The following is a 22938-nucleotide window of genomic DNA, read 5'->3' on the forward strand; positions in this document are numbered from 1 at the left end:
GCCCAAGGGGTTCTGCTTTGCATCCGAGGCCTCCAAATATCAGATGCACCGTTGGAAAGGACCAACGGCATGACGCATCCCACTTCTGTCCCGCAAACGGCGCCCGGCACGGTGTGGCTGGTCGGTGCAGGCCCCGGCGATCCCGATCTGCTCACCGTCAAGGCCGCGCGGATCATCGCGCGCGCCCGGCTGATCGTGCATGACGGTCTGGTCGATGACGCCATCCTGGCGCTCGCCCGGCCCGATGCGCAGCTGATCTCGGTCGCTAAGCAGCGCGCCCGGCACACGCTGCCGCAACAGGACATCAATGCGCTGCTGATCGAACAGGCGCGCGCGGGCCATGATGTCGTGCGCCTGAAAGGCGGCGATCCGTTCATCTTCGGCCGCGGCGGCGAGGAAGTCGATGACTGCCGCGCCGCTGGTGTCCACGTCGAGGTGATCCCCGGCATCAGCGCCGCCAATGGCGCCGCTGCCGCAGCCCAACTGCCGCTCACTCATCGCGACCTTGCGAGTGCGGTGACGTTCGTCGCGGGCCAGTGCAAGGGGCTGACCGAACAGGACTGGTCCGGCCTGGCCGGAAAGGGCCGCACGCTCGTCATCTATATGGGCGTCGCCACCGGCGATGCGATCGCCGAGAAGCTGATCGCCGACGGCCTGTCGCCCGATACGCCGGTGGCCGTGCTCGAGAAAGGCACGCGCGCCGATATGCGCACCCTGCGCACGCTGCTGACCGATCTCGGGCCCATGATCGCGCGCGAGAAGGTGGTGAGCCCCGCGCTGATCGTGATCGGCGATGTCGTCACCCGCGCCAAGGCCATCGACTGCCTGCCCACGCTCTTTGCCCAGCATCTGGAGCCGATTTCATGAAGATTCTCACCGGTAATGACCTGAAGACCGGCGACGTCATCTGGTGGGCGGGCGATACACGCTGGTCACGCCACCTCGCCGACAGCGTCGATGCAGGCGACGAGGCCGAAGCGATCCTCAAGCGCGAGGAAGCCGCGTTGCGCGTCAATGTCCCCTATATCGTCGATGGCAGGCAGACCGATCAGGGTCCGATGCCGCTGCACATCAAGGAACGCATCCGTGCCTTCGGACCGACGGTGCGCACCGACCTTGCCATCAACACCAGCATCCCGATCGTGAGGGCCTGAAACCATGCCCTCGCGCCGTGACGCCCTGGCGGGAATGGCGGGCCTGGCCATGCTGGGCGGGGTGGCCGCGCCTGCGCTCGCCGCGAGCCCGCGCCCGACCGTGGTGGTCGAACAGACACTGCTCAAGGCGCTGCCGGGCAAGGCCGATGCGCTGGGCCGGTTTCTCGCCGCCAACTGGCTGGTGATGGACCAGAAGGCGCTCGACCAGGGGCTGTTCACCGGCTTCTGGCTGGCGCGCTCCGCCCCGGGGTTCGAGGCGTGGGATTATGCGATGCAGGTCGGTTACCCGACCGCACAGGGTTATGACGACCCTGCCACGGCAAAGGGTTTCGAGGCGATCCGCAAGGTCCACAAGACCGTGCTGATCGAGGGCGAAGGCCTGGCGCAGCTGGGCCGCATCGTCGGCAGCCAGCGTCTCGACATGGTCGCCGTTCGCGGCTTTGCCGCACAGGTTTGAGATTTTTCGGAAGGGTACGCGATGTATCAGTATGACCAATACGACCAGGCGATGGTCGATGCGCGCGTCGCGGAATTCCGCGACCAGGTGCGCCGCCGCCTCGATGGCAGCCTGCCCGAGGACGAGTTCCGCCATCTGCGCCTGAAGAACGGCCTCTATCTGCAGCTGCACGCCTATATGCTGCGCGTCGCCATTCCCTATGGCACGCTCAATTCGAAGCAGATGCACATGCTCGCCCATATCGCGCGCAAGTACGACAAGGGCTATGGCCATTTCACCACCCGGCAGAACATCCAGTATAACTGGATCAAGCTAGAGGATGCGCCCGACATTCTTGCCGAGCTGGCGACGGTCGAGATGCACGCGATCCAGACCAGCGGCAACTGCATCCGCAATATCAGCTCGGACCAGTTCGCGGGCGCTGCCGCCGACGAGATTGCCGATCCGCGCCCCTGGGCCGAATTGCTGCGGCAATGGTCGACCTTCCACCCCGAATTCCAGCTGCTGCCGCGCAAGTTCAAGATCGCGGTGATCGCCTCGCCCAATGACCGCGCGGCGATGCGGCTGCACGATATCGGCATCGAGCTGGTCAAGAATGCCGACGGTGTGCTCGGCGCACGGTTCTTTGCCGGTGGCGGCATGGGCCGCACCCCGATGATCGCGCCGATGATCCGCGAATGGGTGCCGATAGAGGAGCTGATCAGCTATGCTGAGGCCTGCCTGCGCGTCTACAACCGCCATGGCCGCCGCGACAACAAGTACAAGGCGCGCATCAAGATCCTGGTGCACGAACTCGGCGCGGCGGAATATATCCGCCAGGTCGAGGAAGAATTCGCGCACATGAAGACGCGGGGGCTCAACCCGCCCGCAGCCGAGCTCGAGCGGATCAGCGCATTCTTCCGCGACCCGCCGTTCGAGCAGGGGCTGAGCGACGAAATCGACCGGTCGGACCCCGATTTCGCGGTCTGGGTCGATCAGAACACGCACCCGCACCGCGTGCCGGGCTACACGTCGCTGACCATCAGCCTCAAGCCTGCGGGCGGCATTCCCGGCGACGCCACGGCGGAGCAGATCGACCTGATGGCCGAACTGGCGCGCGACTATGCGTTCGACGAGCTGCGCGTGACGCATGCGCAGAACATCGTGCTGGCGCATGTTCGCAAGGCCGATCTCTACGCGATCTGGCAGAAGCTCGATGCCGCAGGCCTCGCCACCGCGAATCTGGACCTGATCGGCGACATGATCGCCTGCCCCGGGCTCGATTATTGCAGCCTCGCCAATGCCCGCTCGATCCCGGTGGCGCAGAAGATTTCGGAGCGGTTCGCCGATACCGGCCGTCAGCGCGATCTGGGCGAGCTCAAGCTCAAGATCTCGGGCTGCATCAACGCGTGCGGCCACCACCATGCCGGGCATATCGGCATCCTGGGCGTCGACAAGAAGGGGCTGGAAAACTACCAGCTGCTGCTCGGCGGATCGGGGGCGGAGGACGTGTCGCTCGCCAGGATCGTCGGCCCGGGCTTTGACGAGGACGGCATCGTCAACGCGGTCGAGACTGTCACCAACGTGTATCTCGGCGCACGCGAACCGGGCGAACGCTTTGTCGATACCTATCGCCGCATCGGCATGCAGCCGTTCAAGGAGGCGCTTTATGGCTGACGCATCCCAGGCCCATCTCCCTTCCCCGTTTGTCCCGAGCCCTTCGACGCCGCCTGTCGGCGTCTCTCAGGATGAACTTCAGCCTCTGGCTGAAGTCGAGGGACGTGATCGCTACCGTTTCGCCGACGTCCCTCGACACGCTCGGGACAAACGGATTTGGGTGCGCACTGCAGGAGAAGCGGCATGACCACACCCCAGATCCTCTATCGTGACGAACCTGCGGTCACCGATACCGCCATCCCGCTCGCCGAGTTTACGACCGGCACCAATTCGGCTGCGGTGCGCATCGAGCCGGGCGAGGACGCGCGCGCACTTCTTCCGCAGCTCGATCAGCTTCGCCTTGTCGAGGTGAACTTTCCGAGCTTCGGCGACGGACGCGGCTTTTCCAGCGCACAGATCCTGCGCGAAGCCGGATACAAGGGCGAACTGCGCGCGGTCGGCGATGTGCTGGTCGACCAGTTCGTCTTCCTGCGCCGCTGTGGCTTCGACAGCTTCGCGCCCCGCAAGCCGCTCAATCCGGACGATGTGAAGGCGGCCGAGGGCTTTTTCCCCGAATTCTACCAGAAGACCAGCGACGGCGTCGCCGCGATCTGGGCGAAGCGGCATCAGGTGGCATCATGAAGCAGACCGAAGTCAACGCGCAGCCCGCTGCCAGTGCTGCCCCCCGCCAGCGCGACCGCATCGATGCCGGGCCCCGCTTCACCGAGCGCGACGCGATCCGCCTGAACAACATGTTCCGCGGCACCGATACGGCGGAGATGATGCGCACCGTGATCCGCGACGGGCTGGTCGGCGATCTTGCGATCGTCTCGTCCTTCGGCGCGGAGAGCGCGGTGCTGCTGCACATGATCGCCTCGGTCGATCCCTCGCTGCCGGTGCTGTTCCTCGATACCGGCAAGCATTTCCCCGAGACGCTGGCCTATCGCGACACCCTGGTCGAGCGGCTGGGGCTGACCAACCTGATCGTGCTGTCGCCCGATGCAGAAGACCTGGAAAAGCAGGACGCCAACGGCCTGCGCTGGTCCTACGATCCCGATGGCTGCTGCGAGATCCGCAAGGTCCGCCCGCTGGCCAAGGCGCTGCTCGCTTATGACGGCTCGATCACCGGTCGCAAGGGCTTCCAGTCGGCAACGCGCCAAGGCCTGCCGCGGTTCGAGATCGACACGTCCGACGCGCAGGGCCGGTTCAAGCTCAATCCGCTCGCGAGCTGGACCAAGGAGATGCTCGACAGCTATTTCGCCGAACACGACCTTCCGCGCCATCCGCTCGAGGCGCAGGGCTATCCCTCGATCGGCTGCGCGCCGTGCACCAGCAAGGTCGCGCCCGGCGAAGATCCGCGCTCGGGGCGCTGGAAGGGCTGGGACAAGACCGAATGCGGCATCCATAGCGAGGTAACGCCGCTCCCCGGTGCCCAGGATGACAATGGAGCGAATGATCCTGTCTTCTGATCGACAGTAAACTCCAGAAAAATTCGGAGCAATTCGATCCGATTCAGGGCATTTTAACCATGCTGCAGCAATCTGCGGTCATGTCAGAGCGCACCGATCTTTTGCAGATCCTGTATATCAGCACGGTTTCTCCAAGAGAAACCGTCGATCTGGAATCGATCCTCGCGGTGGCCCGGCGCAACAACCGCGCGCACGACATTACCGGCCTGCTGATGTTCAACGGCAAGCGCTTTCTGCAAGTGCTCGAAGGGCCGTCGGGTGCGGTGGAGAACACGTTCGAGCGCATTCGGCGCGATACGCGGCATCGCGCGCAGGTGATGCTCAGCCGCCGGACCGTGGGCAGACGCGAGTTCGGCGACTGGTCGATGGCGTTTCGCGACGGGCATGCCGGCGAGGTCTATGACCTCATCTGTGCCAGGACCGCAGATGCCCACCCCAATCTGCGTGCCGAACTGACGGCCTTCGCCAGACAGATCTGAGGGCATAGTCTGCGTCTATTGCTGCGCAGCATGAACGTCTTTCGCGCTGTAGTTGACAGACGGGCTTGCCGACCCCATTCTCGACCGCAGCAGGCCGGGCCCCTCTGGCGCAGCAATTTCCAATGCTGCGTGATGTCGGACTGCTACGGGATGCGCACCATCCCGGGCTTCCGGCCCGGTCAATCGATCGAAATCCCGCGCATCCCGACCAATGCACATCCATTGGAAAGGACAATGCCATGAAAAATATAAAGGCCGCCACGATCGCGGCTCTGTCAGTTGCAGGACTTTCGATCCCCGCCAGCGCTTCTGAATTTCAGCACATCCGCCATCAGGTGCAGGTGCCACACGGAGAGCGCGAAGTGACCGCCGTCTATCAGCCCAAGACGATGGTCAGCTATCGCCAGATCGGCAATATGAGCCCGAACCGGCCCAGCACCGCCCGCTGCCTGTGGAAGGCGGAAGTCATGGTCGAACGGCATCTCCAGGCCCCGGCCGGACAGGGCAGCCATGTCGTGCGCACGCTGGTACCGGCCAAGCTGATCGAAGGATCGACCAACGGCCGCTGCGCCCAGGGCAAGGAGCAGGTCAGCGACACGCTCGCCCGCCGCGCCGATGAGGTGCAGGCGCATGTACTGGCGGTCGCCGCCGAAGACCGCAACGCGCTGATGGCCGAACTCAGCATCGCCACGGGCAACCCGGCGAGCTGATATATCCCAATCCTCTCCCAGCTTGCCTGGGGGAGGTGGCAGCCCGCAAGGCTGACGGAGGGGCCAGTGCGCCGCAGGTGGTGCGGCGCCCCTCCACCCTTCGCATTGCGACCGCCTCCCTCCCGGGCATGCTCCGGGAGCATTTCGCGCGTTGCCGCCGCTTGCCATCCCCTTCCCGCTAGCCCATTGTCTGCGCAGATAAAAATCCTCGCAGGGAAGGACTGGCCGTGGCCGCTAAAGCACTGAAATTCGGTTCCATCGCGCTCGCGCTCGCGATCGCCCCGTTGGGCATGCCCGCACAGGCACAAGATTCGACCGAGAATTTCACCGTCATCATCGGCGGGACCAATGTCGGCCATCTCGATGTCGTGCGCAGCGGCGACACGGTGAAGATCGATTACGACTACAAGAACAACGGTCGCGGCCCGACGATGAAGGAAGAGCTGAAGCTCGATGCCAAGGGCATGCCGGTTGCCTGGAAGATCACCGGCAACTCGACCTTCGGCAACGCGATCAACGAGAGCTTCACGATGCAGCGCGGCACCGCGCGCTGGACCGATTCAACCGGTTCAGGAACCGCCAAGCCCAAGGGCCAGGCCATCTATGTCGCGCAGGAAGGCAGCCCCTGGTCGGCAGGGCTTTATGCCCGCGCACTGCTCGCCGATGACGACCGTTCCATCCCGGCACTGCCCGGCGGCGCGCTGAGCCTCGCCGAGCTCGAGAAGGTGCAGGTGACCGGCAGCGGCGGGGCGATGACCGTCACCGCTTATGCGCTGTCGGGCAACGATCTCGACCCCGGCTATTTCCTGCTCGACGACAAGGGCGCGCTGTTCGCCGCGATTTCCCCGCGCGCCGTGTTCGTGCGCAAGGGCTTCGAGGGCGAGGACATCAAGCTGCGCGATCTGGCGGTCAAATATTCGACCGAGCGCTTCGTCAAGATGCAGGCCAAGGCGGCGAACAGCTACAAGGCGCCGGTGCGCATCACCAATGTGCGCGTGTTCGACCCGGTGGCGATGAAGCTGACCGAACCGAAAAGCGTGCTGGTCAGCGGGCGCCATATCTCCGCAGTACTGCCCGCCAGCAGCCCCGCCACGCCAGGCGAGGTGACGATCGACGGCGAAGGCGGCACACTGGTTCCGGGCCTGTACGAGATGCACGGGCATATCGGCCAGGAAGACGCGATGCTCAACGTGCTGGCAGGCATCACCTCGGTGCGAGACATGGGCAACGAGATCGACGTGCTCGACGGGCTGATCGAGCGGATCGATAGCGGCGTGCTGGCGGGTCCGCGCATCATCAAGTCGGGCTTTATCGAGGGCAAGTCGCCGTTCAGCTCGAACAACGGCATATTGGTGAACAGCCAGCAGGAGGCGATCGACGCCGCGCGCTTCTATGCGGCGCGCGATTACCAGGCGATCAAGATCTACAACAGCATGAACCCCGAATGGATTCCGGCTTTGGTCAAGGAGGCCAAGGCGCTGGGGCTGCACGTAATGGGCCATGTGCCAGCCTTCACCAATGCCGATGCGATGATCGCGGCGGGCTATGACGAGATGACGCACATCAACCAGGTGATGCTGGGCTGGGTGCTCGAACCGGGCGAGGACACGCGCACCCTGCTGCGCCTCACCGCGCTCAAGCGGCTGCCCGCGCTCGACCTCAACAGCGGCCGCGTCAACGCCACGATCCGCGCGATGGTCGATCGGAAGGTCACGATCGACCCCACCTTCGCCATCCATGAATCGCTGCTGCTCTCGCGCAACGGCATGATCAATCCCGGCATGGTCGATTATGTCGACCACATGCCCGTCGGCGTGCAGCGCAGCGCGAAACAGGCCTGGGCCAAGATTGCCGATGCGGCGGACGACAAGGCCTATCGCGGCGCGTTCGATCAGGTCGCGGCGACGATCCGCAAGATGCACGAATCGGGCATCTTCCTCATCCCCGGCACCGATATGGGCGGCAGCTTCACCTATCATCGCGAGCTGGAACTGTACCAGAAGGCGGGCATGACCCCCGCGCAGATCCTGCGCCGCGCGACCTATGACATGGCGCAGTATCTGAAGCAGGACCAATCGCTGGGCAGCATCGAGAAGGGCAAGTACGCCGATTTCTTCCTGATCCAGGGCGACCCGACCAGGGACCTGAAGGCGATCAAGGCGATCCGCCTCGTCGCCAAGGACGGCGTGTTCTACTATCCGAGCGAGGTCTATCCCGAATTCGGCATCAAGCCGTTCGCGACCAAGCCCAAGGTGAAGCTGCCGAAATAAGCAAGGAGGAGAGAGCCATCTCTCTTCGTCACCCCCGCGAAAGCGGGGGTCCCGCTGCTGCGCCAGCGCTGCACCTATAGCGGGATTCCCGCGTTCGCGGGAATGACGGGCAGAGGCCTAGAGCTCGCGCGCCCAGAACTGCATCAGGTGCGGAGTCTCTTGCGCCTCGCCGTTGTCGAGCCAGTCGAAGCTGGTCACCAGCCCGTCGACCTTCGCATAGCCGCGCTTGGTCCAGAACGCGTCGAGCGGGCGATAGTCTGCCGGGCGCAGCCTATGGTCGGCAGGGCGCTGCACCGCGCAGAAGGTCGCCACTGTCGCGCCCGCCGCCCGGCTGGCCGACTCGCGATGGTCGAAGAACGCATGTCCGATGCCCTGCCCGCGATAGCCGGGTAGCAGCACCGACTCCCCGAAATAAAAGGTCCGCGCGACATCCCATCCCGCGGTGACAAACGGCGCCATGAATTCAGGTTTTTGCGCCGCGAGCGGCGAAGCGGTAGCGGCGCCGACGATCCCATCGCCATCCCGCGCGATCACCAGCGCCGCATGGGGCGCGGCGGCAAATTCGGCGAGATAGTTGCGCTCGTAATCCGCATCGCCTTCATAGAGATACGGCCATTCGGCGAACACCGCGATGCGCAATAGCGCCAGCGCTTCGATCGCTTCTGCTATGCGGTGGGCGGGCAATGTCTCGACCGTCACCGCCATCGCATCAGGCCGCCTTGCGAATGACCACCGAGCCCGCGGAATAACCCGCGCCGAACGAGCAGATGATCCCGGTATCGCCGGGCTTCAGATCCTCGCTGTTGAGGTGGAAGGCGATGATCGATCCGGCGGACGAGGTATTCGCATAGGTGTCGAGCACCGTCGGACTCTCGTCATCGCTCGCCTCGTGCCCGAGCACGCGCTGCGCGATCAGCCGGTTCATCCCCGCATTGGCCTGGTGCAGCCACAGGCGGCGCAGATCCGCAGGCGCGATGCCGAGCCGCGCGATATGATCGGTGATGAGATCCCCGACCATCGGCACGACCTCCTTGAACACCTTGCGGCCTTCCTGGACGAACAGCTTGTCGGCGCTGTCACGGCTCTCCGGCGCGGTGCGGTTGAGGAAACCGAAATTGTTGCGGATGTTGTTGGAAAAGCGCGTCTTGAGCTGCGTGCCCAATATGTCCCAGTGCCCGGCAGGCGCGAAATCCGACGCTTCGACCAGTACGGCGGTCGCCACATCGCCGAAGATGAAATGGCTGTCGCGATCGCGCCAGTTGAGATGGCCCGAGCAGATTTCCGGGCTCACGACGAGAACCGAGCGTGCATTGCCGGCGCGGATGAAATCGGCGGCGGTCTGGATGCCGAAGGTCGCCGAGGAGCAGGCGACGTTCATGTCGAAGCCGAAGCCCTCGATGCCCAGCGCATCCTGTACCTCGATCGCAATGGCGGGATAGGCGCGCTGCAGGTTCGAGCAGGCGACCAGCACTGCATCGACATCCTTGGCATCGCGGCCTGCCCGTTCCAGCGCATCGCGCGCGGCAGCGACGCCGATTTCGGCGAGCACCGAGATCTGGTCGTTGGGCCGCTCCTCGAAGCGCGGGCACATGATGTCGGTGTCGAGGATCGAAGCCTTGGACAGCACCTTGCGCGCCTTGATGCCGCTCGCCTTTTCGATGAACTCGACCGAGCTCGGCTGCAGCGCGACCATCTCTCCCGCTTCGATCGCTGCGGCATGCTGCGCGTTATGCTGCGCAACATAAGCGTTGAAGCTGGCAACCAGCTCTTCATTGCTGATGCTGTCGGCGGGGGTGAAAAGGCCGGTCGAGGAGATGACCGGGCGGGCTTGGTCGTAAGCGGAAGTCATGTATCCGTAGGGTCCTGCACTATAGCTGGAGCGGGCTGGCGTCTTACTGCGGCAACACGGCCTTGGCAAGGGTGGTGCGGCAAGCGGAAACACAGATCTGGGGGTATTTTTCCTGCTTGCGGATTTCTGCGGACCACCCTTTGATATCGCAAACACCAATGGGAGCAGGATGCATGGAATATTCGGGCAAGGTCATCTGGATCACCGGGGCTTCGTCGGGGATTGGCGAGGCGCTCGCCGAGGCGCTGGCCGCGCGCGGCGCGCACATCATCCTTTCGGGCCGCCGCACCGATGCGTTACAGGCAGTCGCCGATCGGCTACCGACCGAGAGCCTGATCCTGCCTTTCGAGACCACGCATCAGGCCGCTTTGCCCGGCATCGTCGAACGGGCGATCGCGTGGAAGGGCCAGGTCGATGGCCTCGTCAACAATGCCGGCATCAGCCAGCGCGCGCTCGCGGTGGACAGTGCGCTCGAAGTCTATGACCGGATCATCGCTGTCGATCTGCTGGCGCCGATCTGGCTGACCCAGCTGCTGCTACCGCACATGACCGCGCGCAAGTCAGGACTGGTCGTCGGCATCTCCTCGGTCGCAGGCCGCGCCGGGGTGCCGCTGCGCACCGCCTATTGCGCCGCCAAGCACGGGCTGATCGGCTATCTCGACGCACTGCGCGCAGAGACCGAAACGCATTACGGGATGAAGGTGCACACCGTGCTCCCCGGATCGATTCGCACTGCCGTCTCGGCCAATGCCTTGTCGGGCGATGGCAGCGCCTTCGGCCATACCGACAGCGCCATCGCCAATGGCATGGACCCGGCGGAATGCGCCTCCCGGATCATCGCCGGAATCGATGCGGGCGAACCAGAAATCCTGGTCGCCGAAGGCATGGAGGACATGATCGCCAAGCTGCGCATGAACGATCCGCTCAAGGCGTTCGAACTGATCGGGTCGATCGGCGCGCAGATGGCGGCCAAGCGCGACGCGGAGCGCGGCGGATGAGCGACGCGGCGCGCGCGCTGATCGAGACGCTGGGGCTGGCTCCGCATCCCGAAGGCGGCTGGTTCAAGGAAACCTGGCGCGGCGCCGCCGGTGCCGATGGCCGCGCCAGCGAGACGCTGATCTACTTCCTGCTCGAAGCTGGGCAGCGCTCGCACTGGCACACCGTCGATGCGACCGAGATCTGGTGCTGGCATGCCGGTCACGCCATCGCCCTCGGCCATGCGCCAGGCGATGCCGGGCCTGTGCAATGGCACCGGCTGGGCGCGGACATATTGGACGGAGAGACCGCGCAGGTCGTCATTCCGCCCGGCCACTGGCAGGCCGCGCATGCCGACCAGGGCTGGGCGCTGGTCAGCTGCATGGTCTCGCCCGGCTTCGAGTTCAGCGGCTTCGTGCTGGCCGAGCCGGGCTGGGAGCCGGGTTGAGCAGATTGCTGGTTCAGTCGAGCCGCGTGACCGTTGCCCGCAGACCAACACTGCTAACAGTGGCCATGACATTGTCATAACTGATGGAAAATGTTGTGCTGGCCAGCTTGGCCAGCATTGCTGTCTTATCGATAGGAAGCGAGTAGTTGCCGAATTTACTGTCCGTTTTCCTCCCGATTTCAGCACCATCCTGGCTCAGCGAAATATAGGCACTATTGCCTTCGCCGGTCTTTACCCCAGCATGCCAGGCATGGATCTCAACCTTTGAGTCCCAAAGAAAGGGCCCGATGACGAGCGCGTCGATATTGTCTCCTCCGATCATACGGCTTTGCCCAGCTTCGAGATCATCAAAAGGTCCGGCCATTGCAGCATTCCTCCTACCAAAGGCATGCTGCAGCCTTACGCGACCTCGAGCGCGTCACATAATTACGACTTGTTAATCTGTCGCCGCAACCTGCGAAGACCGCCAACCAGACTATCCCGGCGTCTTGTCGAATTTCACCGCGTCGTCGGCAAAGCGCACCCAGGGCTGGGCACTGACCGTCCAGAAATGCAGCTTGGGCTCCAGCCCGCTCACGTCGTCGAGCGTGCCCGCCTTGACGAAATGCAGACCTTGCTGACTCGGCAGGTCGGACAGGATCGGTGATCCGCAATTGCCGCAGAAGCGCCGCCAGACGGGATCGCCGCTTTCGCCCCTGTCCTCATAGGTCTTGAGCTCACCGGTGATCGTCATCTGTGCATCGGCTACCCCGATCAGCACCGACATCGCGCTGCCAGCCTGTTTCTGGCAATTGCGGCAATGGCAGACCGCGCTCAGCAGCGGATCGCCCTCGATCTCGTACCGCACAGCGCCGCACAAGCATCCCCCCGTTGTCGTCATGATCGTCTCTCCCGTTTCAACCGCTGGCTGCATCGACCGCAGCAAATTCCTGTCGCAGCAACTTGGTGCTGTCCTCGAGCATCAGGCTCTCGACCATCGCGGCGACCATCGGCGCGCGCGATTGCACGCTGACGATTGCCGCGCAGGTCGCGCCGCCATCAGCATTGCCAGTAAGCGTGAGCAGGCACTGGCCTTCCGCCGACAATCCCTTGGGCTTGGCATCGCGGACTGCGCTCCAGCTGCCATCGGCGGCTCGCGTCCAGACATCGCGCTGGGTCAGGTCGAGCCACGAGCCGATGACCGCACGGATCATCGCGGGCGCATCGACTGGCACCTGACGGGTGATCGCGACCTGGATTTGATCGGACGACAGATGCTCTACCGTGACCGAAATCTCGCGCGAGCCCTGGTCCTGCATCATCCCGGTCAAAAAGTCCGCGTCGGTCCAGCGTGCGACCACCGCCTCGACAGGCGCGGCAAAGACATGATTTTCCTCGCGTTTCAGCATGCCCGCCCCTCTTTCCACGATGATTGCGCTTCTACCATCATACACTAGGCTGGCGGGCGATGTTGACAAGCTATCTTGCCACGGTGCTGCTGATCGAGCTCACCCCGGGTCCGAACATGGCCTATCTCGCGGCGCTGACGCTGGGCCATGGACGGCGCGCCGGGCTGGCGGCAGTCGCGGGGGTGGCGCTGGGCCTCGCGCTGATCGGCCTTGCTGCTGCCATGGGATTTGCCGCGCTGGTCGCTGCGAGCCCCATGCTTTGGAACGCACTGCGCTGGGCAGGTACGGCCTATCTGTTCTACCTCGCCTGGGAGACCTGGCGCGACGAGAAGGAGACATCGCCCGCCGGCATTGCCGGTGGACCGTCCGGCAAACACCGCTTCTTCCTGCGCGGACTGATGACCAACGTGCTGAATCCCAAGGCGGCGCTGTTCTATGTCGCGATCTTGCCGCGTTTCCTGCCCGAACAGAACGCGAGCCTGCACGATGGCCTGCTGCTGACCGGGATCAGCGTGGCCGTGGCGACGGCGGTGCACCTCGCCATCGTGCTGCTCGCCGCGACGCTGCACCCCTTGCTCAGCCAGCCCGAGCGGCTGCGCGGAACGCGCCGGGTGCTCGCGATCAGCCTTGCGGGTATCGCCCTCTGGTTCCTGCGGTCGAGCGCGCTACCGACCGGCTGAAGGGAACCAACGCTGCCAGCTTCCGTAATCCCGGCAGACATTTATGGAGGCGAGCAATGATCCGACATGGCGAAGAGGTCGAAATGACCAGCGAAGAGGCGAGCGCAGGGCAGAAGCGTCATATCGTGCGCTATGTGCTGATGATCTCGCTCGCGCTGATCGTCATCGCCTTTGCGATCATCGTGTTCACCGGCTCGGCCAATGCTCCCGACAATCCCGCGCCCGATCCGCAGGAATCGGTGTCCGATCCGGTCGAGGCGCCTGAAGGCCAGGCTCCATTGCCCAACCCCAATCCCTGATATTGACGCGTATCAGCGCGCGAGCGCCGCTTCGGTCTCGTCCATCAAGGCGGCGATGATCTCGGCGGCGCTTTCCTCGCGCGTGACCATGCCGACCGACTGGCCCGCCATCAGCGATCCGTTCTCGACATCGCCGTCGATCACCGCGCGGCGCAGCGCGCCTGCCCAGAAATGCTCGATCTGCAGCTGCGCCTCGGCCATGTCGATGCCGCCAGCGTCGAGCAGGGCGGCGACCTCGCGCTGCTTGGCAGTGAACTCTTCGGTGCCCTTGTTCTTGAGTGCGCGCACCGGGATCACCGGAAGGCGCGGATCGACCTGGACGCTGGCCACCGCATCGCGGGCATTGCCGCGCAGGAACGCCTTTTTGAACGCCGGGTGCGCGATCGATTCATGCGCGCAGACAAAGCGGGTGCCAAGCTGCACGCCCGCCGCGCCCATTTCCAGATAGGCGGCGATTGCGCTGCCGCGGCCGATGCCGCCTGCGACGAACACCGGAACCTCGTGCGCGACTTCGGGCAGGATTTCCTGCGCGAGCACGCTGGTCGCCACCGGACCGATATGGCCGCCTGCCTCCATCCCCTCGATCACCAGCGCATCGACGCCCGAACGGATGAACTTCTTGGCGAGCGTCAGCGCGGGTGCGAAACACACGACCTTGGCGCCCATCTCCTTGATCGCCTCGATGCTGCCCTTGGGCGGCAGCCCGCCTGCCAGCACGACATGGCCGACCTGATGCTTGGCGCACACCGCGATCAGCTCCATCAGCTGCGGGTGCATGGTGATGAGGTTGACGCCGAACGGCTTGGTAGCAAGCGCCTTGGTCGCGGCGATCTCGGCATCGAGCAGTTCGGGGGTCATCGCCCCGCAGGCAATCACGCCAAAGCCGCCTGCATTCGAGATGGCCGAGACGAGATTGCGCTCTGACACCCAGCTCATCGCCCCGCAAAGGATCGCGGTCTCGCTGCCCAGAAAGGCGGTGCCGCGCGCCATGGCGGCAGCGGTGAGCGGGTGGTTCATGCTCAAGCCTCTACCGCGTCCAGCCCATAGGCCGTGTGCAGCACGCGCACCGCGAGTTCGGTGTAATCCTCTTCGATCAGCACGCTGACCTTGATCTCGCTGGTCGAGATCGCCTGGATGTTGACGCCGCGATCGGCAAGCGCCTTGAACATGGTCGAGGCAACGCCCGCATGGCTCTTCATGCCCACGCCGACGACCGAAATCTTGGCGACATTGGTGTCGGGGATGATGCGGTTGAAGCCGATCGATTCCTTGGCGCCTTCGAGCAGGTCGAGCGAACGCGCCAGATCCGCGGCGGGCACGGTGAAGGTCACATCAGTCTCGCCCTTGTCGCGGCCGACATTCTGGATGATCATGTCGACATTGATCGCGGCCTCGGCCAGCGGGCCGAAGATGTTCGCCACCGCACCCGGCTTGTCGGGCACGCGGGTCAGCGTGATCTTCGCCTCGTTCTTGTCGTGCGCGATGCCGGTAATCAGCTGGCGTTCCATGTCCATTCCTTCCAGTTCTTCGTCGCTGACGATCATCGTTCCGGGGATCGTGTCCGCTGCCGGCGCATCATCGTCGATGAACGAGGAGAGCACCTGCACGCGCACGCCTTCCTTCATCGCCAGGCCCACCGAGCGGGTCTGCAGCACCTTGGCCCCGACGCTCGCCAGTTCGAGCATTTCCTCATAGGTCACATTGGCAAGCTTGCGCGCCTTGGCGACGATGCGCGGGTCGGTCGTGTAGACACCGTCGACATCGGTATAGATGTCGCAGCGGTCGGCCTTGACCGCCGCTGCCACCGCCACCGCCGACGTATCCGATCCGCCACGGCCCAGCGTGGTCACACGGCCATCCTCGCTCATTCCCTGGAAGCCGGGGATCACGGCAATGACGCCCCTCTGCATCTCGGCGATCAGCGCTTCGGCATCGATGCTGTCGATGCGCGCCTTGGCATGCGCCTCGACGGTCTTGATCGGCAGCTGCCAGCCCAGCCAGCTGCGCGCGTTGGCGCCGAGCGCCTGCAGCGCGATGGCGAGCAGCCCGCTCGTCACCTGCTCGCCGCTGGCGACGACCACGTCATATTCCGCCGGATCGTAGAGCGAGTTGGCCTCGCGGCAGAAATTGACCAGCCGGTCGGTCTCCCCCGCCATCGCGGAGACGACCACCGCGACCTCGTGCCCGGCATCCTGCTGGCGCTTGACGATGCGCGCGACCCTGCGGATGCGCTCTGTCCCGGCCATCGATGTGCCGCCGAATTTCATGACGATCCGTGCCATTGCCCGTTCGTGCTTTCCCTTATGCGAAGTTCGCCCCTATAACCGGGCGCTGCCATAGAGAGGCCCCATCATGAACGCAAGCACCGGAACCGTGGAAACTCGTAGCGGAACCCCAGCCCCGCGCAGCGGTACCATCGACCCGAAAGAGGCCGCCCATTTCGGGCGTCTTGCGGCCGAGTGGTGGGATCCCAGGGGCGAATCGGCGATGCTGCACAAGCTGAACCCCGTGCGCCTGGCCTATATCCGCGCGGCGATCGACCGGCACTGGGCAGAGGCGGGCGCAGCGCGCAAGCCGCTGGCGGGGCGCAGCGCGATCGATGTTGGCTGCGGCGCGGGGCTGCTGGCAGAACCGCTCGCCCGGCTCGGCGCACGCGTGACTGGGCTCGATGCGGCGGCAGAAAATGTCGCGGCGGCGCAAGCGCATGCCGAGGCAGTCGGGCTGACGATCGACTATCGCAATGTCGATGTCGAAAAGCTCGAGGGCGAGACGTTCGACCTGGTCACCTCAATGGAGGTGATCGAGCATGTCACCGATCCTGCCGCATTCATCGCCGCGCTCGAGCGCGCGCTCGCGCCCGGCGGGCTGATGCTGCTCTCCACCCCCAATCGCACGCCCATGTCCCGGTTGATGCTGGTCGAGGCGGCAGAACGGCTCGGCCAGGTGCCGCGCGGCACGCACGACTGGCACAAGTTCCTCACCCCGGAAGAGCTGACCGCGCTGCTGAAGGACGCCGGCCTCACCGTCACCGACACGCGCGGCATCGCCTGGGACCCGCTCAAGGGCCTGCACCTTAGCGACAACCTGGCGCTGAATTATCTGATGACGGTGGTGCGGGGTTAGGCCTTGCAGGCTTGTATCAATTCTGATACGTTATGGCGATGAAGCGGATCGCGTTTCTGGGCGACAGTCTTGCCTGTTTGCGGGATTTTCCTGAAGAAGCACGCATGGATGCCGGTCATCAGCTGTATCGCGTCCAGAACGGGCTGGATCCGGATGACTGGAAACCGATGAAATCCATCGGTCCAGGCGTCCGCGAAATCCGGATCAGGGAACGATCCGGCGCTTACAGGATCATCTATCTGGCTACATTGCCCGATGCGGTATTGGTGCTGCACGCATTCCAGAAGAAGACCCAGGCCACTGCCCAAAAGGATATCGATCTGGCTACGCGACGATTGAAGAATTGGAGAGATTGACCGATGGTGCCCGAGATTTTCGACAATGTGTTTGATGCTCTGGCAGATACGCCTGCTGAAGCGGCCAATCTCAAGGCCCGCTCCACTCTTATGATAGCCATTATATGTCAGATCGAAAGCTGGGGTCTGACCCAGGAGGCCGCCTCCGCTCGGCTGGGCATCACCCGCCCGAGACTGAATGATCTGTTGCGCGGCAAGATGAGCAAGTTCTCCCTCGACGCGCTGGTCAATATCGCCACAGCTGCAGGTCTGGTGTTCGAGATCAACGTCGCGCAGGCGGCTTGAACTCATTCCCCTATTCGTCAAACCCGCCTTCCATATAATCCTCGCGGGCCAGATCGCTGAACTTGGTATATTCGCTCTCGAAGCGCAGCTGGACATTGCCGGTCGAACCATGGCGCTGCTTCGCGACGACCACGGTCGCCTTGCCCTGCACCTTGAGATGGCGTTCCTCCCAGATGCGATATTTCTCGACCTCTTCTGGCGTGCTGTTGTCGTCGGGAACGGTCGGCTGGAGCGCCTGATTGTAATATTCGTCGCGATAGATGAAGAGCACGATATCGGCGTCCTGCTCGATCGAGCCGGATTCGCGAAGGTCCGACAGCTGGGGCCGCTTGTCCTCGCGGCTTTCGACCGCACGGCTGAGCTGCGACAGCGCCATCACCGGCAGCTGAAGCTCCTTGGCGAGCGTCTTGAGGCCTCGGCTGATCTCCGAAATCTCGTTGACGCGGCCTTCGTTGCGGCCCGTGCCCTGGAGCAGCTGGAGATAGTCGACCACGATGAAGCCGATATCGTGCTTGCGCTTGAGGCGGCGCGCGCGGGCGCGCAGCGCGGCGATCGTCAGGCCCGGGGTATCGTCGATGAACAGCGGCAGGTCCTCGAGCTCTTGCGAAGCCGCAACCAGCCGCTGGAACTCGTTGCGCGCGATCTGCCCCATGCGCAGCTTTTCCGAGCTGATCCGCGATTGCTCGGCCAGGATACGCGTGGCGAGCTGGTCGGCGGACATTTCGAGGCTGAAGAACGCGGTCTTCGCGCCGACATTCTTGTCGTCGGCGACGCCCGCCGCCTTGTCGAGCCGCCAGCGCGCGGCGGCATTGAAGGCGATGTTAGTGGCGAGCGAGGTCTTGCCCATGCCGGGACGTCCGGCGAGGATCAGCAGGTCCGACGGATGCAGGCCGCCGATCTTGGCGTTGAGATCGGTGAGACCCGTGGTCACGCCCGAGACATGGCCGCCGCTATTCAGCGCCTTTTCGACCATCGACAGCGCGGTGCGCGTGGCGACGTTGAACTGCACCGCGCCGCTGGTATCGCCCTCGCCCTGCGCGACATTGTAGAGCGCCGCTTCGGCGAGCTCGATCTGGCCCATAGGGTCGACCGCCTCGCTGGTGTCCATCGCCTTCTCGACCAGCGAGCGGCCAACCTGGATCAGCTCGCGCAGCAGCGCGAGATTGTAGATCTGCTCGGCAAAGTCGCGCGCGCCGATCAGCCCGCCGGCATCGCCGGTCAGCCGCGCGAGATAGCGCATGCCGCCCAGTTCGCCCAGGCCCGGATCATTCTCGAAGAACGGCTTGAGCGTCACCGGGGTGACGGTCACGTTCTTGTCGATCAGCTTCATGATCTGCGCGTAGAGCCGCTGGTGAACGCTTTCGAAGAAATGCTCGGCCTTGAGCCGCGCGCCGACCTCTTCCGCAATGCGGTTGTCGATCAGCAGCGCGCCCAGGAACGCGGCCTCGGCCTCGATATTGCGCGGCAGCCGCGCTTCGGCGGATTCGCGCGCACTCGGCGCGGCAATCTGGGGCGGCAGCGCCGGCGGCGGTGCGGCTTGGAGCAGGATATCTTCGGGCATCCGGCCATAATCGCCGCAGCCGCCCTGGCGCGCAAGCCGCCTGTACCAATAATCGTGTGGACAAGGCCGGGGAGAGCGGAACCGACGGGCTTTTTCCGCTTGCCCCGATGCACGGCATAGGGAAAGACGGGAGGATCATGTCCAATCCGCGCATCATCCATGTCGAGCTCGACGAGCAGACGATTCTGTGGCGCAACGCGGATATCGAGCAGGAACGGCGCATCGCCATTTTCGACCTGATCGAGGACAATTATTTCAAGCCGCTGAAAGCCTATCCTGACGGCTATGCCGGCCCCTTCCGTCTGCATCTGGCGGTGTTCGAAGGCCGGCTGGCGATCACCATCTCGCGCGAGGACGGCAGCCATCTGGAAACGCTGGTGCTGGCGCTGGGCCGCTTCCGCCGCCCGATCCGCGAATATTTTGCGATCTGCGACAGCTATTACCAGGCGATCCGCAAGGCGACGGCGCAGGAGATCGAGACAATCGACATGGCACGGCGCGGGGTCCACAATGATGCCGCCGAGCTGCTGGTCGAGCGGCTGCAGGACAAGATCGAGATCGATTTTGCCACCGCGCGCCGCCTGTTCACGCTGATCTGCGTGCTGCACATCAAGGGCTGAGCCAAAGCGACATGCGCCCTTCGACCCTGAAACGCTGGACCATCGGCCTTGTCCTGCTCGCGCTGCTGCTGGCGGTGCTCGGCGGGCTGGTCTGGGGCGGCATCACCGGATGGACCCCTTCGCGCAAGGATTACCCTGTGCAGGGCCTGTATGTCAGCGCCGCCGATGGCGACCTGGCCTGGCCGACACTGGCGACCATGGGTGCGGATTTTGCCTATGTCCGCGCGAGCGCGGGCGGATCGTTGCGTGACCCGCGCTTTGCCGCGAACATCAAGGGCGCGCGCGCGGCGGGCATGCGCTACGGCGCGGTGCATGAGTTCAGCCTGTGCGCCAGCGAGGAATCGCAGGCGCAGCAGTTCATCACCACCGTTCCGCGCGATCCCGACATGCTGCCCCCCGTTGTCAGCCTGGAGCTGAGCGAGGCCTGCAAGAACAGGCCTGATCGCGCCATGCTGCTTGGCGAACTCAACACCCTGCTCAACCAGATCGAGAACCATGCGGGCAAGCCGGCGCTGCTGCGCATCGGCCGCGATTTCGAGGATGCGTATCAGGTCAGCGAAGGGCTGGCGCGCACCGTCTGGCTGATCGGCGATTTCGTGCCACCCGACTATGCCGCCAAGCGCTGGGTGATGTGGCAATCGAGCAGTTTCTACCGGATCAACGGTGCGCCGGACGGCGTGCGCTGGAATGTGGTGCGACCATGAATGACAATATAGGCAGAACCGAATTGCTGGAGGCAGCGCGGGCAGCGGCGCTGACGGCCTATGCCCCCTATTCGGGCTTTCATGTCGGCGCGGCCTTCCGCTTTGCCGATGGCACGATCGTGACCGGCAGCAATTTCGAGAATGCAAGCTATGGCCTCGCCATCTGCGCCGAGACCAGCGCCGCGATCGCCGCGAACCTGCAGGGCCGCCGCACCGGGCTGATCGAGGTCGCGATCATGGGCGGGCCACTTGGGCCCGATGGCCAGCTTGCGCCGGGTCCGCATCCGGTGACGCCCTGCGGCCGCTGCCGCCAGGTGATGAACGAACTGGCGCAACTGGGCGGGACTGATCCGATCGTCTATTCGGGCCACGCGACGGGCGCAATCGAGCACCGGCTGTCGGTGCTCTTGCCAGCCGCGTTCGGCCCGGCCAATCTGGAATGATGCCGCCATCCCGTCACCCCCGCGCACGCGGGGGTCCCGCTTTGCAGCGCTAGCGGGATTCCCGCTTTCGCGGGAATGACGAAGTTAGAAGGAACGAGAATGTCCATCCTTTCCGACAAATGGATCCGCACCCAGGCGCAGGAACACGGCATGATCGAGCCGTTCGTGGAAGCCCAGCGGCGCGATGGCTGCATCTCCTACGGCCTGTCCTCCTATGGCTATGACGCGCGGGTGGCGGACGAGTTTAAGATCTTCACCAACGTCAACTCCTCGGTGGTCGACCCCAAGGAATTCGATCCGGCGAGCTTTGTCGATCGCAAGACCGATGTCTGCATCATCCCGCCCAACAGCTTCGCCCTCGCCCGCACGGTCGAATATTTCCGCGTGCCGCGCGACGTGCTGGTCATTTGCCTTGGCAAATCGACCTATGCGCGCTGCGGCATCATCGTCAACGTCACCCCGCTCGAGCCGGGCTGGGAGGGACATGTGACGCTGGAATTCAGCAACACCACGCCGCTGCCCGCCAAGATCTACGCCAACGAGGGCGCGTGCCAGTTCCTGTTCCTCAAGGGCAACGAGCCGTGCGAGACCAGCTATGCCGACCGCGCGGGCAAATATATGGGCCAGCGCGGCGTGACATTGCCCCGGCTTTGACCCACAAGCACGCACTATAACATCACAGCAGGAGAGAGCCTCATGTCCGCACGCGATTCGCGCGAGTTCGACGTCATCGTCTATGGTGCCAGCGGCTTTACCGGGCGTCTGGTCGCCGAATATCTGCAAAACACCTATGGCCAGGGCGGCGATGCGCCCAAATGGGCGGTCGCGGCGCGCTCTGCCGACAAGATGGCAGCGGTGCTTGCAGAGATGGGCCTGCCCGCCGACACCCCGATCGTCGTTGCCAATGCCGACGAGCCCGAGACCATTGACGCGATGGCCAAGCGGACGAAGGTCGTGCTGACCACGGTCGGTCCGTACCAGCTCTATGGCGAGCCGCTGGTCGCCGCCTGCGCCGCCAATGGCACCGATTATGTCGACCTTTGCGGCGAACCCGCCTGGATGCGCCAGATGATCGACAAGTATGACGCCGCGGCAAAGGAAAGCGGCGCGCGAATCGTGTTCTCCACCGGCTTCGATTCGATCCCGTTCGATCTCGGCGTGCTGATGCTGCAGAAGGAATGCGTCAGCCGCTTCGGCAAGCCCGCCCCGCGCGTCAAGGGCCGGGTCCGCGCGATGCAGGGCACCTTTTCGGGCGGCACCGCCGCCTCGCTCAAGGCGACCATGGCCGCGGTCGGGCGCAATCCCGAACTGCTCGGCTATCTCACCAATCCGTTCAGCCTGGCGGGCGGCTTCGAAGGCCCGGCCCAGCCCAAGGGCAACAAGCCCGAGCATGACGACAAGCTCGGCAGCTGGGCCGCGCCGTTCATCATGGCGCCGATCAACACCAAGAATGTCCATCGCACCAATGCGCTGCTCGGCCACCCTTATGGGCAGGATTTCGTCTATGACGAGATGATGCTGACCGGCCCCGGCGAGAAGGGCGAGGCGATCGCCAAGCATATTGCCAGCACCGACATGATGGGCGGCGAAGGCGGCCCCAAGCCCGGAGAAGGCCCGAGCAAGGAAGAGCGCGAGAACGGCTTCTACGACGTGCTTTTCGTTGCCGAGATGCCCGATGGCCAGGTGCAGCTCTATGGCGTCAAGGGCGACAAGGACCCCGGATACGGCTCCACCAGCAAGATGATCGCCGAAAGCGCACTCGGGCTGATCGACGACGTGCCCGAAGGCCCCGGAGGCATCACCACCCCCGGCGCGGTGCTGGGCGAGCATCTCGTCAAGCGGCTGGTCGCCCGGGCCGGATTGAGCTTCGCGGCGGAGTGATCCTGATTCCCCCTCCCCGTCGGGAGGGGGAAATGTTGCGCCATTGCGACACAGCGCAGGAATTGCTGCACTTGCGAACACAGGCCCATTGCACTTTGGGCAGATTGGCGCATATAGCAGCCGCACGGGGCGACGCACGATCACGACAAGAG

Annotated in this window: 29 protein-coding genes; 21 read left to right on the plus strand and 8 right to left on the minus strand. The window is 64.4% G+C overall.

Annotated elements, in window-relative coordinates:
- Positions 1-69 precede the first annotated feature (69 nt).
- The 9 genes from cobA to FG486_RS05425 all read left to right on the plus strand — a co-directional run bounded on the left by cobA (position 70) and on the right by FG486_RS05425 (position 8174).
- Positions 70-867, plus strand: a complete 798-nt coding sequence (cobA, locus tag FG486_RS05385; RefSeq protein WP_181266713.1) for a uroporphyrinogen-III C-methyltransferase — start codon at positions 70-72, stop codon at positions 865-867.
- A complete protein-coding gene (locus tag FG486_RS05390; RefSeq protein WP_066284798.1) occupies positions 864-1154 on the plus strand; it encodes a DUF2849 domain-containing protein in 291 nt (96 codons plus the stop codon). The genes cobA and FG486_RS05390 overlap by 4 nt, the downstream gene beginning before the upstream one ends.
- 4 nt (positions 1155-1158) lie before the next feature.
- The gene (locus FG486_RS05395) at positions 1159-1611 is read left to right on the plus strand and encodes a hypothetical protein (protein ID WP_181266714.1); all 453 of its coding nucleotides are present in this window, start codon (positions 1159-1161) and stop codon (positions 1609-1611) included.
- Between the two features lie 21 nt (positions 1612-1632).
- Positions 1633-3267 carry a nitrite/sulfite reductase gene (locus tag FG486_RS05400; protein WP_181266715.1) on the plus strand — a complete coding sequence of 545 codons (1635 nt, stop codon included), beginning with the start codon at positions 1633-1635 and terminating at the stop codon, positions 3265-3267.
- Positions 3268-3450: 183 nt separating this feature from the next.
- The gene (locus FG486_RS05405; protein ID WP_066284801.1) at positions 3451-3888 is read left to right on the plus strand and encodes a DUF934 domain-containing protein; all 438 of its coding nucleotides are present in this window, start codon (positions 3451-3453) and stop codon (positions 3886-3888) included.
- Complete coding sequence (locus FG486_RS05410; RefSeq protein ID WP_181266716.1) at positions 3885-4715, plus strand: phosphoadenylyl-sulfate reductase; 831 nt, start codon at positions 3885-3887, stop codon at positions 4713-4715. The genes FG486_RS05405 and FG486_RS05410 overlap by 4 nt, the downstream gene beginning before the upstream one ends.
- A 59-nt stretch (positions 4716-4774) precedes the next feature.
- A complete protein-coding gene (locus FG486_RS05415; protein WP_241695581.1) occupies positions 4775-5194 on the plus strand; it encodes a BLUF domain-containing protein in 420 nt (139 codons plus the stop codon).
- Between the two features lie 239 nt (positions 5195-5433).
- Positions 5434-5904: a hypothetical protein gene (locus tag FG486_RS05420; RefSeq protein ID WP_060979988.1), complete on the plus strand. Its 471-nt coding sequence runs from the start codon at positions 5434-5436 to the stop codon at positions 5902-5904.
- Between the two features lie 227 nt (positions 5905-6131).
- The gene (locus tag FG486_RS05425) at positions 6132-8174 is read left to right on the plus strand and encodes an amidohydrolase family protein (protein ID WP_338401578.1); all 2043 of its coding nucleotides are present in this window, start codon (positions 6132-6134) and stop codon (positions 8172-8174) included.
- A gap of 117 nt (positions 8175-8291) precedes the next feature.
- On the opposite strand, the gene FG486_RS05430 is transcribed toward FG486_RS05425, so the two are convergent.
- Both FG486_RS05430 and FG486_RS05435 read right to left on the minus strand, forming a co-directional pair.
- Complete coding sequence (locus tag FG486_RS05430; RefSeq protein ID WP_181266717.1) at positions 8292-8879, minus strand: GNAT family N-acetyltransferase; 588 nt, start codon at positions 8877-8879, stop codon at positions 8292-8294.
- A gap of 4 nt (positions 8880-8883) precedes the next feature.
- A complete protein-coding gene (locus tag FG486_RS05435; RefSeq protein WP_181266718.1) occupies positions 8884-10023 on the minus strand; it encodes a beta-ketoacyl-ACP synthase III in 1140 nt (379 codons plus the stop codon).
- Positions 10024-10196: 173 nt separating this feature from the next.
- Here FG486_RS05435 and FG486_RS05440 point away from each other — a divergent pair, with 173 nt between their 5' ends.
- Entirely contained in the window at positions 10197-11021 is an 825-nt protein-coding gene (locus FG486_RS05440; RefSeq protein ID WP_181266719.1) for an SDR family NAD(P)-dependent oxidoreductase, read from the plus strand.
- Positions 11018-11446 carry a cupin domain-containing protein gene (locus FG486_RS05445; protein ID WP_181266720.1) on the plus strand — a complete coding sequence of 143 codons (429 nt, stop codon included), beginning with the start codon at positions 11018-11020 and terminating at the stop codon, positions 11444-11446. The genes FG486_RS05440 and FG486_RS05445 overlap by 4 nt, the downstream gene beginning before the upstream one ends.
- Before the next feature lie 13 nt (positions 11447-11459).
- Here FG486_RS05445 and FG486_RS05450 read toward each other — a convergent pair whose 3' ends face one another.
- The 3 genes from FG486_RS05450 to FG486_RS05460 form a co-directional block, all read right to left on the minus strand.
- Positions 11460-11810 carry a hypothetical protein gene (locus FG486_RS05450; RefSeq protein ID WP_181266721.1) on the minus strand — a complete coding sequence of 117 codons (351 nt, stop codon included), beginning with the start codon at positions 11808-11810 and terminating at the stop codon, positions 11460-11462.
- A 111-nt stretch (positions 11811-11921) separates the two neighbouring features.
- Positions 11922-12326, minus strand: a complete 405-nt coding sequence (locus tag FG486_RS05455; protein ID WP_066276379.1) for a GFA family protein — start codon at positions 12324-12326, stop codon at positions 11922-11924.
- Between the two features lie 16 nt (positions 12327-12342).
- The gene (locus tag FG486_RS05460) at positions 12343-12834 is read right to left on the minus strand and encodes a DUF2505 domain-containing protein (protein WP_181266722.1); all 492 of its coding nucleotides are present in this window, start codon (positions 12832-12834) and stop codon (positions 12343-12345) included.
- Positions 12835-12893: 59 nt separating this feature from the next.
- Here FG486_RS05460 and FG486_RS05465 point away from each other — a divergent pair, with 59 nt between their 5' ends.
- Together FG486_RS05465 and FG486_RS05470 are read left to right on the plus strand one after the other, a co-directional pair.
- Positions 12894-13514 (plus strand): LysE family translocator, encoded by a 621-nt coding sequence (locus FG486_RS05465; RefSeq protein WP_181266723.1) that lies wholly within the window; start codon positions 12894-12896, stop codon positions 13512-13514.
- A gap of 56 nt (positions 13515-13570) precedes the next feature.
- Positions 13571-13813 carry a hypothetical protein gene (locus FG486_RS05470; RefSeq protein ID WP_066276350.1) on the plus strand — a complete coding sequence of 81 codons (243 nt, stop codon included), beginning with the start codon at positions 13571-13573 and terminating at the stop codon, positions 13811-13813.
- A gap of 12 nt (positions 13814-13825) precedes the next feature.
- Here FG486_RS05470 and FG486_RS05475 read toward each other — a convergent pair whose 3' ends face one another.
- Both FG486_RS05475 and FG486_RS05480 read right to left on the minus strand, forming a co-directional pair.
- Positions 13826-14830: an NAD(P)H-dependent flavin oxidoreductase gene (locus FG486_RS05475; protein WP_181266724.1), complete on the minus strand. Its 1005-nt coding sequence runs from the start codon at positions 14828-14830 to the stop codon at positions 13826-13828.
- A 2-nt stretch (positions 14831-14832) separates the two neighbouring features.
- Positions 14833-16095, minus strand: a complete 1263-nt coding sequence (locus tag FG486_RS05480) for an aspartate kinase (protein ID WP_181266725.1) — start codon at positions 16093-16095, stop codon at positions 14833-14835.
- Between the two features lie 70 nt (positions 16096-16165).
- Between FG486_RS05480 and ubiG the strand changes: the two genes are divergently transcribed.
- Genes ubiG through FG486_RS05495 form a run of 3 tightly spaced genes read left to right on the plus strand, consistent with a single transcriptional unit; the run spans position 16166 to position 17577 of the window.
- Positions 16166-16936, plus strand: a complete 771-nt coding sequence (gene ubiG / locus FG486_RS05485; RefSeq protein ID WP_181266726.1) for a bifunctional 2-polyprenyl-6-hydroxyphenol methylase/3-demethylubiquinol 3-O-methyltransferase UbiG — start codon at positions 16166-16168, stop codon at positions 16934-16936.
- A 38-nt stretch (positions 16937-16974) separates the two neighbouring features.
- Positions 16975-17292, plus strand: a complete 318-nt coding sequence (locus tag FG486_RS05490) for a type II toxin-antitoxin system RelE/ParE family toxin (protein WP_181266727.1) — start codon at positions 16975-16977, stop codon at positions 17290-17292.
- 3 nt (positions 17293-17295) lie between these two features.
- Positions 17296-17577, plus strand: coding sequence for a helix-turn-helix domain-containing protein (locus tag FG486_RS05495; RefSeq protein ID WP_181266728.1), 282 nt, complete (start codon positions 17296-17298; stop codon positions 17575-17577).
- Between the two features lie 10 nt (positions 17578-17587).
- Here FG486_RS05495 and FG486_RS05500 read toward each other — a convergent pair whose 3' ends face one another.
- Positions 17588-19138, minus strand: a complete 1551-nt coding sequence (locus FG486_RS05500) for a replicative DNA helicase (protein ID WP_082751053.1) — start codon at positions 19136-19138, stop codon at positions 17588-17590.
- A gap of 137 nt (positions 19139-19275) precedes the next feature.
- Here FG486_RS05500 and FG486_RS05505 point away from each other — a divergent pair, with 137 nt between their 5' ends.
- The 5 genes from FG486_RS05505 to FG486_RS05525 all read left to right on the plus strand — a co-directional run bounded on the left by FG486_RS05505 (position 19276) and on the right by FG486_RS05525 (position 22786).
- The gene (locus FG486_RS05505) at positions 19276-19758 is read left to right on the plus strand and encodes a UPF0262 family protein (protein WP_181266729.1); all 483 of its coding nucleotides are present in this window, start codon (positions 19276-19278) and stop codon (positions 19756-19758) included.
- An 11-nt stretch (positions 19759-19769) separates the two neighbouring features.
- Positions 19770-20462, plus strand: coding sequence for a glycoside hydrolase family 25 protein (locus FG486_RS05510; RefSeq protein WP_066280055.1), 693 nt, complete (start codon positions 19770-19772; stop codon positions 20460-20462).
- Positions 20459-20905 carry a cytidine deaminase gene (locus FG486_RS05515; protein ID WP_066280052.1) on the plus strand — a complete coding sequence of 149 codons (447 nt, stop codon included), beginning with the start codon at positions 20459-20461 and terminating at the stop codon, positions 20903-20905. The genes FG486_RS05510 and FG486_RS05515 overlap by 4 nt, the downstream gene beginning before the upstream one ends.
- Before the next feature lie 99 nt (positions 20906-21004).
- Entirely contained in the window at positions 21005-21559 is a 555-nt protein-coding gene (gene dcd, locus FG486_RS05520) for a dCTP deaminase (RefSeq protein WP_066280049.1), read from the plus strand.
- A 42-nt stretch (positions 21560-21601) separates the two neighbouring features.
- Positions 21602-22786 (plus strand): saccharopine dehydrogenase family protein, encoded by a 1185-nt coding sequence (locus tag FG486_RS05525; RefSeq protein WP_181266730.1) that lies wholly within the window; start codon positions 21602-21604, stop codon positions 22784-22786.
- Positions 22787-22938 lie beyond the last annotated feature (152 nt).

This window comes from Blastomonas ursincola (genome assembly GCF_013607875.1).
Taxonomy (GTDB): domain Bacteria; phylum Pseudomonadota; class Alphaproteobacteria; order Sphingomonadales; family Sphingomonadaceae; genus Blastomonas; species Blastomonas ursincola.